Genomic DNA, 17971 nt, shown 5'->3' with positions numbered 1-17971 from the left:
TTTCATTATATTTTAACAACTGTTCTTCCTTTTAACTTTCCTTGCAATATAAGTGTAAACTTCTTCTCTAATTCTTCTAATGTACATTCTTCTGTATAAGATAGTAATTCTTTATTTCCCCATTCTTTCGCTAAAAGCGTCCACACATCTCTTCTCACATCCACTGGACATTGCACGGAATCTACCCCTAAAAGGCTTATGCCTCGTAAAATAAATGGATATACTGTTGTTTGTAGTTCCTGGCCTGCCACATTACCGCATGTCGTTACACAACCACCATACTTTACTGTTTTTAAAGCTGTTTCTAACATATGCCCACCTACAGTATCGATAACTCCGGCGTATATCCCTTTTAACATCGGTCTTCCTGATTCATCATTCAATTCCGCGCGATGAATCACTTTTTTCGCGCCTAGACGTAGTAGCATCTGTTCCTCTTCCATTTTCCCTGTCGCTCCTACTACGTTAAACCCTAACTTACTTAATATACTAACAGCTACACTCCCTACGCCGCCTGTAGCACCCGTTACTAAAACATCTCCCATACTAGGCTTGATTCCTGCTCCAATAAGCTTATATACCGACAAAGCCGCAGTAAAACCTGCTGTCCCATACATCATACTTTCCTTTAATGACAATCCTTCTGGTAAAGGCACGACCCAAGATGATGGCACGCGAATATATTCTCCGAAACCACCAGAAGTATTCATCCCTAAGTCATATCCCGTTACAATAACTTGATCTCCTACCTTAAAAGAGTTATCTTCACTACTCACAACTTCTCCTGCAGCATCAATTCCCGGCGTATGAGGATATGTTCTCGTAACCCCTTTATTACCAGTAGCTGAAAGGGCATCTTTATAATTTAATGAAGAATAATGAACTTGTATGAATACGTCTCCCTCAGGTAAACTACTTACTTCTCTCTCAACAACTTTTCTTACAAACTGATGATTTTCCGTTTCGTTCACAACGATTGCTCGGAATGATGTATGATTCATTATGCTCTCTCCTTTATCCGTCAAATTCTTCTTTATTATATAGAAGAAATAGGTAAGCTTACTCATTTCTTCTTGGATATATTTCAACAAATCTTACTTCCCTATCATTTTCTCATAATATATATTTTCATTTCTACTAAAAGCCCTTATACTTATTCTACATCTGACAAATAATATATAGAAAATCTGACTTTTTATAAATAAATTGAATTTTTACGAAATGTAAATGATTTGTAATGTTTTTTTTCGCTAAATTTCATTATAATAAGTGGATATGAGTGTCGTATTTCAATCCAAATGAAGGAGTACAAGAAATGGAGCAAAACCCATCTTTGCAAGAAAATACACGCAGTAAACCGAAAAAAAATAAGAAAAAAATAAAAATTATTATAAGCGCTATACTATTCGTTTTATTAATAGGCGGCGGTTATACTTGGTTTTTAGTAAATAAAGCATCTTCTGCTGTTCGAAATGCCGCACACGATTTAGCACGCGGTGATAAATCTGATTTACGAGATAAAGCTGTAAAACCTATTACAAATAACGTCTCTGTTTTAATAATGGGTGTTGATGAAAGCGATGTCCGAGGAAAAGAATATGGTGAAGCTATAAGAACAGATGCGCTTTTACTTGCAACATTTAATAAAGATAGCAAAACTGTTAAACTATTGAGTATCCCACGTGACACATATACTTATATTCCAATAGAAAAGAAAAAAGATAAAATTACACACGCTCATGCATTCGGTTCTGCTAAAAACGGAAAAAATGGCGGACCACAAGCAAGCATTGATGCAGTTGAAAAATTAATGAATGTTCCTGTCGATTATTTTGTGAAATTTAACTTTAAATCATTTATAAAAATCGTCGATGACTTGGGCGGTGTTGAAGTTGATGTACCAGTTGAATTTACTGAGCAAGATAGCAATGATAATGCTGAGGCAATTCACCTAGAAAAAGGTGTTCAAAAGTTAAATGGCGAAGAAGCTCTTGCTCTTGCTAGAACAAGACACATCGATAGTGATGCAATGCGTGGACAACGTCAACAACTCGTTATCGAGGCTATTTTAAAGAAACTAACAAGTGTTGGTTCTGTAACAAAAGTTGGCAACATCATTGATGATATTAACGGACAATTCGTTACAAACTTAACATTTGATGATATGCTTTCATTCTATAAATATGGATCGGATTCGGAAATTGAGAAATTACAAATCCAAGGTGATGATTGCTATATGGCAAAAGGTGACGATACATGTAGCAAATCTGCTGGTGGTGGTCGAACTTACTACTACAATCCAGATAAAAAAGAATTAGCTAATGTTACAAATGAACTTCGTACTCATCTTGGGCTACCTGCATATACAAAGTCTGACTCAGACTCTGATTCGAAAAAGACAAAAGAATCTAAGTCTGAAAATTCAAGTGAACGCGAATCAAGTAACAATGAAGTGAAAAATAAGAACAAAAATAGCAGTGAAGATACAGAACCATCGTCTAACGACAATGAATAGTAAAGAAGCAGTACTCTATGGAGGTAGAGTACTGCTTCTTTTTATTTCTTCAGAATCAAAAATCAGAACTTTCTAACTATCTTTTTTAATATTTTTAAATTATAATAAATAGTAGCAATCTATTCCAATTATCAGGGGGCTCATACATATGAAAGCTGCAGTAAAACATAACATCTCAGATTTTAAAGACTACTTAAAATCCAACGATATATACATGGAAGAAAATATAGATGAAAATGATGGCTCTGTTCATTTTTCAGTAGGATTAGAGACAGAAGCTGGCGCAAAAATTCAACTTATCGCTGCTTTCCAAAACGAACATCCTACGGTAGATATATACTGCTTCAATGTTGCTCACGTGCCTGATGCAACATCAACAAATGATATTTTACATGTTATTAATGAATTAAACACATCTTATCGCTTTGCAAAATTCACATTAAACAAGCAAAATGCAATTGATATTTCAGCATCTCTTGCATTCTCAGAACCAAACTTTAATCCAGCACTTGTCTTTGAACATACGAGAATGCTATATAAATTAGCAAATGACGAATATAAAAACTTAATGAAAGTTATTTGGGCATAAAGTAAAACTATAATCCGTTAGGTTTACGGGCAATAAATAAAAGGATGGGCTGTAAGCAGCACCATCCTTTTATTTTGATATCATATCGATCCACATTTTAACAGCAGTGCCTACAATTAAAGTGGACAATACATATTGCAGTACTTTTTGATTTAGCCTCTTCCCGACTCGTGCTCCAAGTGGCGCAGCAAATATACTGGCAACCGCAATAATTAGAGCTGGAATGATAACTACTTGCCCAGTAATCACTTTTCCTGTAGTAATCCCTATTGAGGAAATAAACGTAATAGCGATAGATGTTGCGATCGTCATGCGCAGTGGTAATTTTAAAATAACTAGCATAATGGGAACTAAAAGGAACGAACCTCCAGCTCCTATAATGCCTGAAGCTCCCCCTACAACGAACGCTAACAAGCTTGCTAACCATTTATTATACTTCACATCTCCACTATTATTTTGTTTCGGTACAAACATCATAATAGCTGCAATTGTAGCTAATGCTGCATAAACAACATTAACTGTATGTTCCTCTAATATGTTAGCACCGAAACTCCCTATGAAGCTTCCTATTAATATACTAGCTCCCATATACATAACTAACGTTTTATTCATGTCATTACTTTTCCGGTATGCCCACGCGCCTGCAAAAGTTGCAAAGAATACTTGTACCGCTGTAATACCGCTCACTTCATGTGACGTATAGCCAGTAAATCCTAGCAATACTGGAATGTATAAGATCATTGGATAATTAATAATCGCGCCACCAATCCCAACCATTCCTGATATAAACGATCCTATAAACCCAATTATAAAAAGTAATACGACTAAGCTCATCTTACATCCCCCGCCTTCTAAAAAGAAGGTGATTTAAATGAATAAGTTTACATTCCCATCCGAAGCATCTGCTAAATATGCCCCTACGCCTGCAAACTCTACCCCTTCCATAATCTCTTCCTCTTTTAACCCTAATAAATCTACTGTCATTTGACAAGCTACAAGTTTAATTCCTTGTTCTTTCGCCAAATCAATTAAATCTGGCAAAGGCATTGCGTTATGTTTTTTCATAATGCCTTTAATCATCTTTGGCCCCATGCCAGCAAAATTCATTTTGGATAATCCCATCTTATCGGCACCGCGTGGCATCATTTTTCCAAATACTTTTTCTATAAATGTTTTCTTTACATTCACATGTTCATCTTTCCTTAAAGCATTTAATCCCCAGAAAGTATGAAAAATAGTTACCTCTTGGTCATACGCCGCTGCACCATTTGCAATAATATAAGCAGCCATTGCTTTATCGTAATCTCCGCTAAATAACACGATTGTCGTTTTCTTCTGTTGTTCCATATTGTTCTCCCTCCAATTACCTATAGGGGTATTTATCTGTTTATAAAAAGGCCCAAATCACTTACTTCACTATATGACTTTACCTTCCCACGCTAACATACCACCTATCATATTGATTGCTTGAAAACCGTAGCTCTCTAGAAACTGAACTGCTCTTCCACTTCTTCCGCCAGAGCGACAAACGATAATATACTCTTTCTTTTTATCCAACTCATGCATTCGAAACTCTAATAGCCTTAGCGGAATATTACATGCTTCTGGAATTCTTCCTTCTGCTACTTCTTCTACTTCACGGACATCTACGATATTTACTGCTTCTTTACGTAACAATTTTTCTTCTAATTCTTTTGCTGTCATTTCTTTCATTTTAAAGTCCCTCCTCACAAAGCATTCATACCACCTGAAACGTTTATTACTTGCTGAAACCCTAGTTTTTTCAACATCTTTGCAGCTTGCTTACTTCTCATTCCACTTTGGCAAATAACGATTACTTCCTTATTTTTATCTAACTGACTTGCTCTACTAGCTAACTCATTTAACGGGATATTCTGAAATCCTTTCATATGATTTCCTCTATATTCACCTACTGTACGAACATCGATAAGTTGTTTCCCCTTTTTTTCCACTATATTCTTTAATTCTTTTCCACTGATATTTTGCACACCTTTCACTGGTAAAAATCGTGAAATAACAAACCATGTAGCAAGTACAATGAAAAGCGTACTTACTATTGTGTTCATATAACCACCCTCTCTGCATTTATAACAATATTTTTTCCTACGCCTTCTTAATCCAAAATTTCAGCACATCAGCTTCTTCTACATGCTTTACGATGTCATGACCACCTTTATTTGCCCACGCTGGAATATCCTTAACTGATCCTTTATCCGTTACATGTACTTCTAACACTTCTCCAGTTTGCAAAGTATCCATCGCTTTCTTCGTTCTTACAATCGGCATTGGACATGCTAAACCTTTCGCATCTAATACTTGTTTTATATTCATCATCAATTCCTCCAATTTGTTATTTTTATAATGACTCATGCACTGCACAACGATTTGGGCCAATCTCCATTTCACGCTCTTCTTCCATACTCGGATGAATTTTCCCCATATTCGTTTGACGAATTTCTTCATATGCATTTGGTTGTGGCGGTAAGTTCTCTGTCACAGTTTTACGAAACTCTACTTCATCAGCAATATTTAACCCTACATTCTCTTTAAATAGATCTTGTAAGCTCGCACTCACAATGCCTCTTTCATCCATTTCACTTATTTTTGAATAATGAGCTGGTAAAACAATTAAATCTTGAGACAGTTCCTTATAAAGTGTATATAACGTATTTCTTAAATCACTCACCCAATCTTCAGCCTTACCAGCAAGATCAGGACGCCCAATTGAATCTACAAATAAAATATCGCCTGATAATAAATAAGAATCATCTACAATGAATGACGTACTTCCAATCGTATGCCCTGGTGAGTATAATGCGTCAATTACAATTTTAGTACCCCCCACCGTAATAACAGATCCTTCAACAAGCGGTTCGTATGAGAAAACGACTTCCTCTGCATCTTTTGGCGGTAACCAATACGTACCACCTACCTTTTCAGCTAACTTACGTCCTCCGGAAATATGGTCTGCATGTAAATGTGTATCCATTACATTCGTAATCGTAACGCCATGCTCTTTCGCAAACTCCTCATATGCTTCAACCGTTCTTACTGCATCAATAACTGCTGCTTCACCATTAGAAACAACCATATAAGATAAACAGCCTTTTCCAAGACGATTAAATTGATATATACTTCCTCCGCCCTGTACATCCCCTACTTTTAACGGCTTCACATATTCACTCCAAGCTTTCATGCCACCAACTAAATAATAAATATTTTGTAATCCAACCTCTGTTAATTGCTCTGCCACAAATATAGAAGACCCTTCTTTTGCACATACTACTAAAACATCTTTATCTTTAGGTAATTCACTTACAATATGATCTACACCATCTAACAAATCAAAATAAGGTTTATTAATAGAAGAAACTTGCTTCCCTTCAATTTTCCAATCTTCATAATCCGTCTCATTACGAACATCTAAAATGAATAACTCTCCGAATAAAACTTTCTCTGCAACATCTTTTGCTTGTAACATCTTAATGTCCATTTAATTACCCCCATAGGTATATTTTTGTTTAAAAAATTTTATTTCTCCACATTTCCTTGCCACCCTAACATACCAGGAATGACATTTTTCACATTTGAAAAACCTTTCTCTTTCAACATTTGGCAAGCTACATCACTGCGGTTACCAGTTCGACAAATAACATAAATTTGCTTCGTCTTATCTAATACTGCGCTGTCTAATTCACCTAATGGTACCGAAATGGCGGATGGAATATGGCCAAAAGCAAATTCCGCTGCTTCGCGAACATCTAATACAATGTTCTCTTCTCCATTAGACAATATAGACTGTAATTCTGCATTCATAATTGTATGAGGATATTTCACAATTTCATTCACTTCATGCTCGTTTGCTTTCCTAACATAATGCACCAATACATCACCCTCGTGTTTCGTCCCGATATATTGATGTCCTACTTTACCCGCCCAACTTTTTATATCTACCGTAGATCCTTTATCTGTTGCCTTAACTTCAATCACCTGCCCTGGTGTTAACCCTTCTATCGCCTTCTTAGTTTTCACAATAGGCATCGGACAAGCTAAACCTTTCGCATCTAAACTCATATCCACTTTTATACTCATAATCGATTCCTCCACAATTTATATACATATACCTGTAGGGGTATACTAAAACGTTTTTGAAAATCTGTCAACACTTATGTTTGACAGATTATCGGCTTTTTACAAGTAATTGAACAGCTTCTTTAATTAACTCTTCATTTGAACCATTACCACTTTCAAACTGTTCACGCAAACATTGCTCTAAATTCGTTCCAACAACGAGTCCAATTGTACGATCAAGGGCAGAACGAGATGCCGTTAACTGTGTAATAACCTCTCGGCAATCTTTTCCTTCTTCCATCATACGAAGCACACCACGAACTTGACCTTCAATACGTTTCAATCTATTTTTCATATCTTGATTATATTCCATTCTATAATCACCTCATTACCATTATGTCACCATTTATAACCTATGACAATATATTATACCCTATAGGGTATTTTGTAAACCCCTATTTTTAATTTTTGTCTTATATGTTCGCGAAACAAAAATTAAAACCTTAATCTATAGGTTTTCATCTTTCACTAAATCTTGAAGTAGAAGATGAAAAATATCAATATACAACACGTTCTGGCAATACTGTCCCATACAACTTAAAACCACCATCTACATTCTTCACCTTATATCCCTTTTCCATTAACATACGCGCTGCAACATACCCTCTCATACCAAGTTGGCAAGTGATATATATTTCTTTGTCCATTGGTACTTCATCCAATCGATCACGTAATTCATCTAATGGAATATTAATAGAGCCTTTAATCATTCCCTGTTTTAGTTCATTAGGTTCTCGAACATCAATAAGGTACCCACCATTTTCAACAATGTGATCTATTTCATGCCATTGCACTGTGTCCACAAAACCATCTACTATATTACTTGCAGCATACCCCACCATGTTTACTGGATCTTTTGCAGAAGAATACGGCGGGGCATATGATAATTCTAAATCTGGTAAATCGATTACAGTTAAATTTGCCTTCATTGCCGTTGCAATAACATCGATACGCTTATCTACCCCATCACGCCCTAAAGCCTGTGCTCCGTAAATTTTTCCGCTTTCTTTATTAAAGATTAATTTTATTAGCACTGGCGTAGCATTCGGATAGTATCCTGCATGAGAATTTGCCTGTACATGTACTACCTCATAGGGTATATTTAATCGTTTTAATATTTTCTCATTTACTCCAGTCGAAGCAACTGTTAAATCAAAAACTTTAGCCACAGAAGTTCCCAACGTACCTTTATATAAAGACTCCGTATGACCATGAATAATATCTGCTAACATGCGACCTTGACGATTAGCTGGCCACGCTAAAGGAATCATCGTTTCTGTTTCTGTAACAAAATCTTTCACTTCAATCGCATCACCAATTGCATATACATGTGGATCCGATGTTTGAAATTTCTCATTTACTTTTATCGTCCCTCTAACTCCTAATGCTAATCCTGCATCCTTCGCTAAACTACTCTCTGGTTGTACACCAATTGCTAAAATAATCATATCTGTCTCTATAATTGAACCACTTTTTAAACGTACAACAGTCCCGCCCTTTTCTAATGCATCTACACCATCTTCAAAAACAAGCTCAACATTGTGCTTGTTCATATGCTCATGCACATATGCTGCCATTTCATAATCGATTGGTGGCATTACTTGATTTGCCATCTCTACAAGAGTAACTTCAATCCCACGTTCTCTTAAATTCTCAACCATTTCCACTCCAATAAATCCACCACCAATAACCGTCGCATGACGTGGTTTCTTCTCATCAATATACGCTTTTATACGATCTGTATCAGGTACATTTCGTAACGTAAACAACGCCTTTGCTTCTTCAATGCCCGGAATAGGTGGAACAATTGGTTTCGCCCCTGGTGAAAGAATCAAAACATCATATTCCTCGTTATATGTTTTACCTGTAGTTACATTCTTTATAGTAATTGTTTTCTCTTCTTTATTAATCTTTACCACTTCACTCAATACACGTATATCTAAATTAAAACGCTTTGACATCCTTTCAACAGTTTGTACTAATAATTTTTGTCTTTCTGTAATGACACCGCCAATATAATATGGCAATCCACAGTTTGCAAATGAAATGTATTCACCGCGTTCAACCATAATAATTTCATCTTCCTCACTTAAACGACGAAGCCTTGCAGCTACTGATGCCCCGCCGGCAACTCCGCCTACTACAACTATTTTTCTGGACATATTTTAAACCTCCATATTATTTAATTTTCTCATGTACCACAAAAACCTATACCTGTATGGGTATATGATAGAGTATAAAAAATTTAATTTCAATCAATATGTCTTTCTTTCACAAATTTGAAACAAAAAAAGAACTTAGATATTTCCAAGTTCTTTTTCATATAGCTCTGTTCTATAACTTTCTTTACTATTACATCAATACCTAAAGATGGTGTAGTATGAGGGCATACTTGTTTTAGATAACTGAACTACACCTACATTTAAATTTCCAAACTCAATAGTTTCACTTGAAGTTAAATATATTTCGCTTAAATTTCTTAAATACCAAAGTCTAAGAAAATGAATCCAAATGGATTTACTATATTTATTCAGACCATCTTTTAATATTATTAAACACATTGTCTGTTATCCGATTTCCAAAATTCATATTTTTATTCCCTCTTGTATGAATGGCTATTATTTTGATACCTGTATCAAAATAATGATATACAGGTGATCCACTTTGCCCTTCATAAGTATCAATCTTGTATGTTAGTCTGCTAGGATTAACATCTTCAATTGGACCATAATCTCTCCACATTGTGTAACGTTCATTTCCTATTTTATCAGCTGGATATCCAGGAATCACCGCAAGTAAACCTTTTGGTGATTCTACATAGGTAGTTCTATATCCAAACCAACCTGTATAATCTCCTGGAGACCCATTTAATTTAATCGTTCCATAATCATAATTTGAATTTTCGTTATCAGTCCATCCACTTACCGAGTAAAGTTTTGTTCCTTTATAAGGTAAATACGGTGCTTGTCCTCCATTACGTCCTGGAGTTACAATAACATTTGTTGCCCATCCACCAATTTCTTTATTGTAAATACAATGTCCAGCTGTCAGCACTGTATCTTTACTAATTAGTGCTCCTGTACATCCATAAATTTCTCCACTATTATACTGAGTTGCTATATGGACTACGGCACTATACGGATATGAAGTTGTATCATTAACCCGTATTCGATCATCTATTCCTATAACAGAATAGGTAAGAATGTTAGGTGAATAATTTAACTTCGTATTTTCTAAGAAGGCTCCCCAATCTTCCCTACCATGTTTACGCCCTTCAAATGAAGGCGAAACAAGATCTTCTCCCCCTCGATCATCACTATACAAAGATTGTTCTTGAAAAAGTACACGTTCTCCCTCATTTGAAACTGATGTCCACGGTACATCTTCTGCATACACCTTTTGATTCACCAAAAATACTATACAAAAAAAGATAAAAATAACACCAAAACTATAAAGAGCCAACCTACATCTTATAGAAATAAAGCTATACACCATAACTTACCTCCTATACAAATGATAGCGAACAATTGAAGATCCCTTTATAAATTCTAGTTTTTCTTTTTTTAAAAGTCAACGTAATTAATAATGATAATCATTATTAATTACGTTGACTTAACAAAATCACACACTTAGTCATATTCTTTACTCTGCGTTCAAAAATCTGTCTCATTAAAGGTTCACTTTATTACATAAACCCGTAACCTTCTTCACAATCAGCTCCGCAGTATTCTCTCCCGGTGGCATTAACAAATTTGTAACTGTTCCATACACAATAGGACTTAATTCTACTTCATATCCGCCATATGCATATTCGTCTTTTGTGGGTAAATAACCAAGATATCCGTTCATATATCCACCAAAGAAAACTAATTCATTTTGAAGGATTTCTTTCATTTCTAGGGCAGTTTCTGAAAATGGTTCCATCGGTATGCCAGAGAAAATCCCATCATTAACTTGAAACAGTTGCACTTCTAAATCAATACTTAACCGCCGAATACCTTGCCTATATTTCTCTAATACGATAGTAAGCCATTCGTCCGTATTCACGCCCCACTGCTTCTCGGCTAATCGAGCCATGCTTCGTATCTCATCAAATTCAGGAATATCATTCAACTTCATTTGCATCATACTCGAAACTGTTCTTAAATTTACAATTGGGCTATATGTAACTGTTGGCAACATCGTTAATACATGTCCACTAAGTAAATAGGCCATTTGTTTTAACGCTTCCCTTGAACCGCGATATTTCGCATTCACATTTCCAGCGGCACCTTGAACGATAATAACAGGGCAGTTCACTATCTGCTCTAGAATCTCTCTCGTCATTCCAGGATAATCCGCTGATAATTCATCACTATCACCTTTTAAAACATTCGGATGCGCAGTACAAAATACTAAAACCCCAGATAACTCCTTCGTTTCAGCATCTCTTATTGCTAACATACCAATTCGTTTATCTACAACACCATCTATATTTGTTCCCATCTTCGCTTTTCCATCAGATGTTCTCTCTCTTCGATTGACCCCAATATCACCTGTCGTAACACCCCATCCAACTTCGCATCGCTTTAAATTGTTATTTGCAGTAACAGCACCATGTACTACATTATTTACTAAAATCATTTTATACGACTGCACTAGCGGATCATCACCGACTGTCTCTGGACCGGAATGCGTATGAGTATAAACAACAGTTATTCGCTCAACTGGCACATGAACCTCACTCGCTACTCGTTCACGAATCATATTCGTATCTTCTACTAACATACCGATATTATCAATGCTTATAAACACAGTCTTTATTTCATCTTTTTCAAATACAAAAACTGTCCCGTAAATACGTTCTTCAACATTATTTATGCCTGCCTCTCTATGATATCCGACAAAATCAATACCTACAGGCGGCGTAATATCAACCTTACATACCCCTATTTTGCTCATTTGAATCGCTCCATTTCTCTATGTAACTCCCTTTTTTAAAGAATAGCATATTTGACCTTGTTCCAAATAAAAAAGAACGGACACAGTATCCTATGTCCGTTCTTCCCCTCACACATACTTCCGGTGCACCATCTTCCCATCATAAGAAAACACAACGCCCTTACTCTCCACAATGGACTCCATATGCACCGTTCTTCCCCATAGCTGATGAAGATATGGTAATACTTTTTCTAAGTATTTTAAATCGAGCTCGATTCCTTCGTAACTATGTTTAATGTATAATTCTCCGTTCTTTAAGTAGTCTCCATCTTCTACTACTAAGTACGGGAACCCACCATTTGTCCGCATATTTACGAGTTGATCACGCACATTCTCCCATTCTTTATCTATTACTTTATATTCTTTTCCTTGGCGCTGGAATAAGTACATATCTTCTCGCATAACAAGATCTTTATTTAAGTAGTTTCTTAGGAACGATACGTCCCATTCAATTTCGCGTACTTCAAACATTTTATCACGGCCAGATCCTGGTTTTACGCCTCGTCGTTTCATTTCTTCTGTTGGATTGTTGTACCGTTCTTCAATATCTTCAAACATTTTAATACCGAGGTAGTATGGATTAATGCTTGTTTTTGATGGCTGTACAACACCCGCATTTAATTTTGCAAATTCAATTGCTTCATCAGATGTTAAGTCCATTTCACGAAGTATGCGTTGATGCCAGTAGGACGCCCAGCCTTCGTTCATGATTTTCGTTTCAAGCTGCGGCCAAAAATATAACATTTCCTCACGCATCATCGTTAATATATCACGCTGCCAATCTTCTAGCTCACGGCTATATTCTTCAATAAAGAGGAGTAAATCTTTCTCTGGTTGCGGCGGGATTTTCTTCTTTTTACGTATATTAGAGCGTTCTTGTTTTTTATTTCGGTTATCTAAATTCCATAAGTCATCGTATTGTGATACCTTTTTCTTTTCTACTTCGTCCTCTTCTAAATCATCAATACTCCATGCGAGCTTCGGACGCATAAGCGACGGATCAATATGCTCTTGAATGGCAAGTACGGCATCTAAAAATGTTTCTACCTCTGCTTTTCCGTACTTATGCTCATACGCTTTCACACGGTCCGCTGTTGCCGCCATACTCTCTACCATATCTCGCTTCGTATTTGAAAAACGAATATTATTTTTGAAGAAATCACAGTGTGCTAAAACGTGCGCGACAATTAATTTGTTTTGAATTAAAGAGTTCGTATCTAATAAAAAGGCGTAACATGGATCAGAGTTAATAACGAGTTCGTATATTTTACTAAGTCCCAAATCGTATTGTAATTTCATTCTGAAAAATTGTTTTCCAAAACTCCAATGTGAAAACCTTGTCGGCATCCCATATGCACCAAATGTATAAATAATTTCCGCTGGACATATTTCATAACGCATTGGATAAAAATCAAGCCCAAATCCAGTCGCAATTTCCGTAATTTCCGCAATCGCATATTGCAGTGCTTTATCGTCACTTGCTCTCATTATTTTCCCTCCTTACACTTTCCCTTAAGAAAGTGTATGATGAAAAACAAGCTTTCATGAGGATTGATTGCATAATAAAAAGACACCCCCGCAAAAACGAGAATGTCTCATCTATTAACCTTCAATAATCTCCATCTTCTCCGTAATCGGAGTACGAGCTTTTCCTTCTGGCGCTTTATCGAAATAGCCGATATGAAGAATTCCAACGATACGTTGGCCTCTTGTTAAACCGATTCCTTCTATAAATAATGGATTGTAGTTTAATCCGCCTGATTTCCAAACGCAACCTAATCCACGTTCCCAAGCAAGAAGTTGGAAGTTTTGCATAAATGCACATGTTGCAGCGTAATCTTCATCACGTTGAATTTGACGCGGATCTTCATTTATATATACAACGATTTGTGCAGGCGTGCTTAAGAAACGATCTGATAAAATTTTACCGCGTTTCGCTCTTTCTTCTTCTGTGAAAGAGTTTAATACTGCATCTACTAATTTCTTGCGGCCTTCTCCGATGTATAGTTTACAATTCCATGGTTCACGGTGCTTATGATTTGGTGCCCATGTTGCATCGTTTAATAGTTCAATTAATAAATCTTTTTCTACTGCTTTGTCTGTAAATGTACGAACAGAGCGCCTTTCTTTAATCACATTAGCGATGGAAGTATATGTAGTCATATTTATCTCTCCCTTATTTTTATCTATATGTATAAGTTTATTGTTGGTATTGATATTGATTTTCAATTTCGATTATACCTTAGTTTTTTACTATTAATCAATGTTTTATGTTGGAAAACTTCTAAAAACATCATTCCATGCTGTGAATAAAAAAACTTAACTTGTTCACAAGTATTTCACATTTTATGGAAATGATATGTGTACAGTTTTCTACATTATCCATCTAGGAGGAGTTTACATGTACAAAAAAATCGCAGTAAGTATGACTATGGCAGCATTATTATACGGGATATCCACCTTCCCTACGTCCGCTGCCACGCCAAAAGAAGTAACAATGCATCATCATAAACCAATTTCAGAAGAAGAAATGCAATCGCTAGAAAAACTTGGCTATAACAAACATGAAATTTGGAAAGCTGCTCATATTGCAAGGATTAGTAATAAAGAAATAAAAGACGTTTTAGCTTACTATAAGCAAAATAAATCTTGGGAGAAAACAGCCGAGCATTTCGGTGTAGATCCAAGTAAGCTGAAAAACCATCATATGAATAAAGAAACAAAGCAAGCACTGCTACAACAGTTAGCAACTATGCAAAAATCCACACCGGATCAGCTAAAGCAAAAAATGAAAGAATATAACATCAAATTGCGTCATCTTACTGTGTTAACAATCATCTCTCAAAAAAGCAATACCCCTCTTGACGATGTATTAAAAATGAAAAAAGATGGAATGGACATTAAACAAATTGCCGAAAAATTAAATGTAAAAAAAGAAGATATACGAGCGGAAATGATGAAATTAGTGAAGTCTATTAAAGAACAAAAAACAAATTAAAATGCTAAAAAGGAAGAGCCATTCACCACTCTTCCTTTTCTTTATGAACTTTCAATTTTTAAGTATAAATTCCCGTCTTTCCCAAAAACTAACACAAGTAAATGATGTAAGTTAGGGGTGAGAAAATGTTCGGTTTATCATCTAAGAAATCAAAAAAGACTAATACAAAAACACTTTGTTCTATTCCAGAATTTATACAAACCATGAAAGAATCAAGCGATTTTGTCTCTTATAACATACTTAAAGATGAAACGTTGTGCTTGTTTTATTATAAATCTGTCGTGGAAGCACTTATTATTAAACAATTCATTTTAACTCCTATAAAAAAGGAATCGGAACAAATCCAAAACATCTCTGATTTATGTAATATCATCTCTATTGAAGACATTATTACCTCCCCTTCTATTGATGATATTCGTGAAAAATTATTAGGTGGATATATTTTAATACGATTAAAAAACAATTCGAATCCTGATCAATATGCTTTAATTCGTGCCGAAAGTACTGTTTTAGGAAAACGATTATATAACGATACAGAAAATGAGTATAGCGTAATCGGGCCTAAAATCGGTTTCGTTGAAAACCTTGATACAAATATCCACTTATTACGCCGAAATATCGTAACGGAGCAACTCATTTTTAAAGAAGTTACCGTCGGATCTATATCAAAAACGAAAGTAGCAGTTGCTTATATAGAAGGAATTACAAATGAACAATTCATCAACACCGCAATACAACGGCTAGAAGACATTGACTTTGATGTCCCATTTGATTCAACTATGATTGAGCAATTTATTAGTGATAATAGCAATTCACCTTTTCCTGTTCTATTACCTACAGAACGATTAGATCGAGCTGTATTTGCGTTAATTAACGGGGAAGTTTTAATTTTAACAGATGGCTCTCCATATGCTTTATCAGGACCAACAACGTTACTGGATTTTTTCATTTCACCAGAAGATTATTATTTACCGTGGATGATTGGATCGTTCTTTCGTATTATTCGTTTTTTCGGAGCTATATTTTCTCTGTTTTCCTCCGCTATTTATACAGCGGCTTTAACATATCATTATCAAATGATTCCTGCCGATTTACTAGGTCCTATTATTTTCTCGAGAGCTAACGTACCTTTCCCTCCTATTCTAGAAGCACTCTTTTTAGAAATTACAATTGAATTGCTTCGTGAAGCAGGAGCACGTTTACCGACAAAAGTCGGACAAACGATTGGGATTGTTGGGGGGATTGTAATTGGACAAGCATCTGTTGAAGCAGCTTTAACAAGTACAATTTTATTAATTGCAGTTGCTTTATCCGCCCTTGCATCTTTCACAACACCGACTGTAAAGATGTCTTCTACTATCCGGTTGTTACGCTTTCCGCTTATTCTTTTAGCCGGTGCATTCGGAGGATTAGGCCTTATTGTCGGATTTGTATTTATTTTAGCTCATTTAATTAAATTAAAATCACTTGGATCACCTTATTTATTACCTTTATATCCATTTCGTGGTTTAGGTACAGCAGAAGGTTTTCTTCGATTACCATTTAGTCAAACGGCACAAAGACCTTCTTTTCTTAGACCAAAATCAAAATGGCGCTACAATCCAAACAAATCGAAGCAAAAACGTGATGGTGAGAATGAATGAAAAAAATTTTATTGCACCTTATCATTATCTTCTTCGTTTTACAAACTGGCTGTACACAAACGTATATAGTGGATGCACAGCGTATTATTCATATTGCTGGATTTGACATCACAAAAAACAAAAAATTCCAAGGAACTATTCTATTCCCAGAGTACACACATGGTGTAAAGTCTAAACCAGAGACGCAAACAACATCTGCCCGTTCACTTGAAACAATTGCTTCACGATTAAATGCGAAATCTCCTCACAATGTTGTTGTAGGTCAAATGCGTGTCGTCCTATTTGGAAAGGCTCTAGGGGAACGCGGAATGGGAGAGATTATTACTAACTTACAACGTGACCCAAATATCGGGCGTGATGTACAACTAGCAATTGTAGATGGATCGGCTGAAGAGCTTTTAAATTACGGAAAAAAAAATGGGTCTTTATATATTGCTGATTTACTCGAGCAAAATATAAGAAATGAGAACATTCCACAAACTGAATTAAACATTTTTTTATATAATTATTACTCTTCTGTATGTGATGCCTATGTTCCTTATATTAAAATGGACGATAATCATTCTGTCGCTGTCAAAGGACTTGCCTTTTTAAAAGGCGATAAAGTCGTCATGTATACGGATAAAAGACATTCTGTTTTAGCAAAATTACTTATTAATCCTACGAAAAATGGACGTTACGAAGCAGCAATAAAAAAGGATAAACATAAAGGTATGGTTGTTATACAAAACTTAGCTGGGGAAAATAAGTATGATATAGATCAAACTGGCGACATACCAAAAGTAAAAATCCATTTAAAACTAAATGGATTAATTAAAAACTCTCCTAATTGGATTGATCTAAGAAAAAAAACAAATATCAACTATATAAAAAAACAAATTGAACGAAATGTCGAAAAAGACTGTGAAGATTTAATAAAACAATTTCAAGAAAAGGAAATTGATCCTTTAGGAATACGAGATGAAATTAGAAGCCATACAAGAAAATGGAATATAAAACAAATTCGAAATATGTATAAAAATATAGCGGTGGATATAAATTTAGATCTTAATATTGTACAATCTGGAATCGGAGAATAGTGAGGTGAAATAAGC

Annotated in this window: 19 protein-coding genes; 5 read left to right on the top strand and 14 right to left on the bottom strand. The window is 35.4% G+C overall.

Annotation, left to right across the window (positions count from 1 at the left end; all coding sequences use genetic code 11):
- Window positions 1-5: 5 nt before the first annotated feature.
- Entirely contained in the window at window positions 6-1001 is a 996-nt protein-coding gene (locus BM089_RS26115) for a YhdH/YhfP family quinone oxidoreductase (protein ID WP_086402827.1), read from the bottom strand.
- A 314-nt stretch (window positions 1002-1315) separates the two neighbouring features.
- Between BM089_RS26115 and BM089_RS26110 the strand changes: the two genes are divergently transcribed.
- The gene (locus BM089_RS26110; protein ID WP_086402826.1) at window positions 1316-2515 is read left to right on the top strand and encodes an LCP family protein; all 1200 of its coding nucleotides are present in this window, start codon (window positions 1316-1318) and stop codon (window positions 2513-2515) included.
- A gap of 148 nt (window positions 2516-2663) precedes the next feature.
- Window positions 2664-3104 carry a hypothetical protein gene (locus BM089_RS26105; RefSeq protein ID WP_000642361.1) on the top strand — a complete coding sequence of 147 codons (441 nt, stop codon included), beginning with the start codon at window positions 2664-2666 and terminating at the stop codon, window positions 3102-3104.
- A 69-nt stretch (window positions 3105-3173) separates the two neighbouring features.
- Here BM089_RS26105 and BM089_RS26100 read toward each other — a convergent pair whose 3' ends face one another.
- The 13 genes from BM089_RS26100 to BM089_RS26035 form a co-directional block, all read right to left on the bottom strand.
- Window positions 3174-3938 carry a sulfite exporter TauE/SafE family protein gene (locus tag BM089_RS26100; RefSeq protein WP_000060742.1) on the bottom strand — a complete coding sequence of 255 codons (765 nt, stop codon included), beginning with the start codon at window positions 3936-3938 and terminating at the stop codon, window positions 3174-3176.
- A 33-nt stretch (window positions 3939-3971) separates the two neighbouring features.
- On the bottom strand, window positions 3972-4451 hold the full coding sequence (locus BM089_RS26095; RefSeq protein ID WP_000437741.1) for a DsrE/DsrF/DrsH-like family protein: 480 nt from the start codon (window positions 4449-4451) through the stop codon (window positions 3972-3974).
- A 69-nt stretch (window positions 4452-4520) separates the two neighbouring features.
- Window positions 4521-4817, bottom strand: coding sequence for a rhodanese-like domain-containing protein (locus tag BM089_RS26090; protein ID WP_044783308.1), 297 nt, complete (start codon window positions 4815-4817; stop codon window positions 4521-4523).
- A 14-nt stretch (window positions 4818-4831) separates the two neighbouring features.
- Window positions 4832-5191, bottom strand: a complete 360-nt coding sequence (locus tag BM089_RS26085) for a rhodanese-like domain-containing protein (RefSeq protein WP_016513698.1) — start codon at window positions 5189-5191, stop codon at window positions 4832-4834.
- Window positions 5192-5228: 37 nt separating this feature from the next.
- Window positions 5229-5459, bottom strand: a complete 231-nt coding sequence (locus BM089_RS26080) for a sulfurtransferase TusA family protein (protein WP_016513699.1) — start codon at window positions 5457-5459, stop codon at window positions 5229-5231.
- A 22-nt stretch (window positions 5460-5481) separates the two neighbouring features.
- Entirely contained in the window at window positions 5482-6618 is a 1137-nt protein-coding gene (locus BM089_RS26075; RefSeq protein ID WP_090978462.1) for an MBL fold metallo-hydrolase, read from the bottom strand.
- A gap of 38 nt (window positions 6619-6656) precedes the next feature.
- Window positions 6657-7217 carry a sulfurtransferase TusA family protein gene (locus BM089_RS26070; RefSeq protein ID WP_090978460.1) on the bottom strand — a complete coding sequence of 187 codons (561 nt, stop codon included), beginning with the start codon at window positions 7215-7217 and terminating at the stop codon, window positions 6657-6659.
- Window positions 7218-7305: 88 nt separating this feature from the next.
- Window positions 7306-7569, bottom strand: a complete 264-nt coding sequence (locus BM089_RS26065; protein WP_000456206.1) for a metal-sensitive transcriptional regulator — start codon at window positions 7567-7569, stop codon at window positions 7306-7308.
- Between the two features lie 184 nt (window positions 7570-7753).
- Complete coding sequence (gene cdr / locus BM089_RS26060) at window positions 7754-9418, bottom strand: CoA-disulfide reductase (RefSeq protein ID WP_086422274.1); 1665 nt, start codon at window positions 9416-9418, stop codon at window positions 7754-7756.
- Between the two features lie 364 nt (window positions 9419-9782).
- Window positions 9783-10751 carry a trypsin-like serine peptidase gene (locus BM089_RS26050; RefSeq protein ID WP_065228331.1) on the bottom strand — a complete coding sequence of 323 codons (969 nt, stop codon included), beginning with the start codon at window positions 10749-10751 and terminating at the stop codon, window positions 9783-9785.
- A gap of 174 nt (window positions 10752-10925) precedes the next feature.
- Window positions 10926-12197, bottom strand: a complete 1272-nt coding sequence (locus BM089_RS26045; protein WP_086422277.1) for a neutral/alkaline non-lysosomal ceramidase N-terminal domain-containing protein — start codon at window positions 12195-12197, stop codon at window positions 10926-10928.
- A gap of 108 nt (window positions 12198-12305) precedes the next feature.
- Window positions 12306-13724, bottom strand: coding sequence for a stage V sporulation protein SpoVR (spoVR, locus tag BM089_RS26040; protein WP_072939945.1), 1419 nt, complete (start codon window positions 13722-13724; stop codon window positions 12306-12308).
- A 114-nt stretch (window positions 13725-13838) separates the two neighbouring features.
- Complete coding sequence (locus tag BM089_RS26035) at window positions 13839-14399, bottom strand: nitroreductase family protein (RefSeq protein ID WP_000214819.1); 561 nt, start codon at window positions 14397-14399, stop codon at window positions 13839-13841.
- Between the two features lie 238 nt (window positions 14400-14637).
- On the opposite strand from BM089_RS26035, the gene BM089_RS26030 reads away from it, so the two are divergent.
- From BM089_RS26030 to BM089_RS26020, 3 genes are all read left to right on the top strand, one after another.
- Window positions 14638-15234, top strand: coding sequence for a hypothetical protein (locus BM089_RS26030; RefSeq protein ID WP_139213333.1), 597 nt, complete (start codon window positions 14638-14640; stop codon window positions 15232-15234).
- Between the two features lie 125 nt (window positions 15235-15359).
- Entirely contained in the window at window positions 15360-16877 is a 1518-nt protein-coding gene (locus tag BM089_RS26025; protein WP_072939951.1) for a spore germination protein, read from the top strand.
- Complete coding sequence (locus BM089_RS26020) at window positions 16874-17956, top strand: Ger(x)C family spore germination protein (protein ID WP_000722245.1); 1083 nt, start codon at window positions 16874-16876, stop codon at window positions 17954-17956. Before BM089_RS26025 ends, BM089_RS26020 begins: the two co-directional genes overlap by 4 nt.
- Window positions 17957-17971: the final 15 nt, after the last annotated feature.

The sequence above is a fragment of the Bacillus sp. 5mfcol3.1 genome (genome assembly GCF_900114335.1).
GTDB lineage: Bacteria > Bacillota > Bacilli > Bacillales > Bacillaceae_G > Bacillus_A > Bacillus_A thuringiensis_S.
This window is presented reverse-complemented; position numbering and strand designations above follow the sequence as displayed.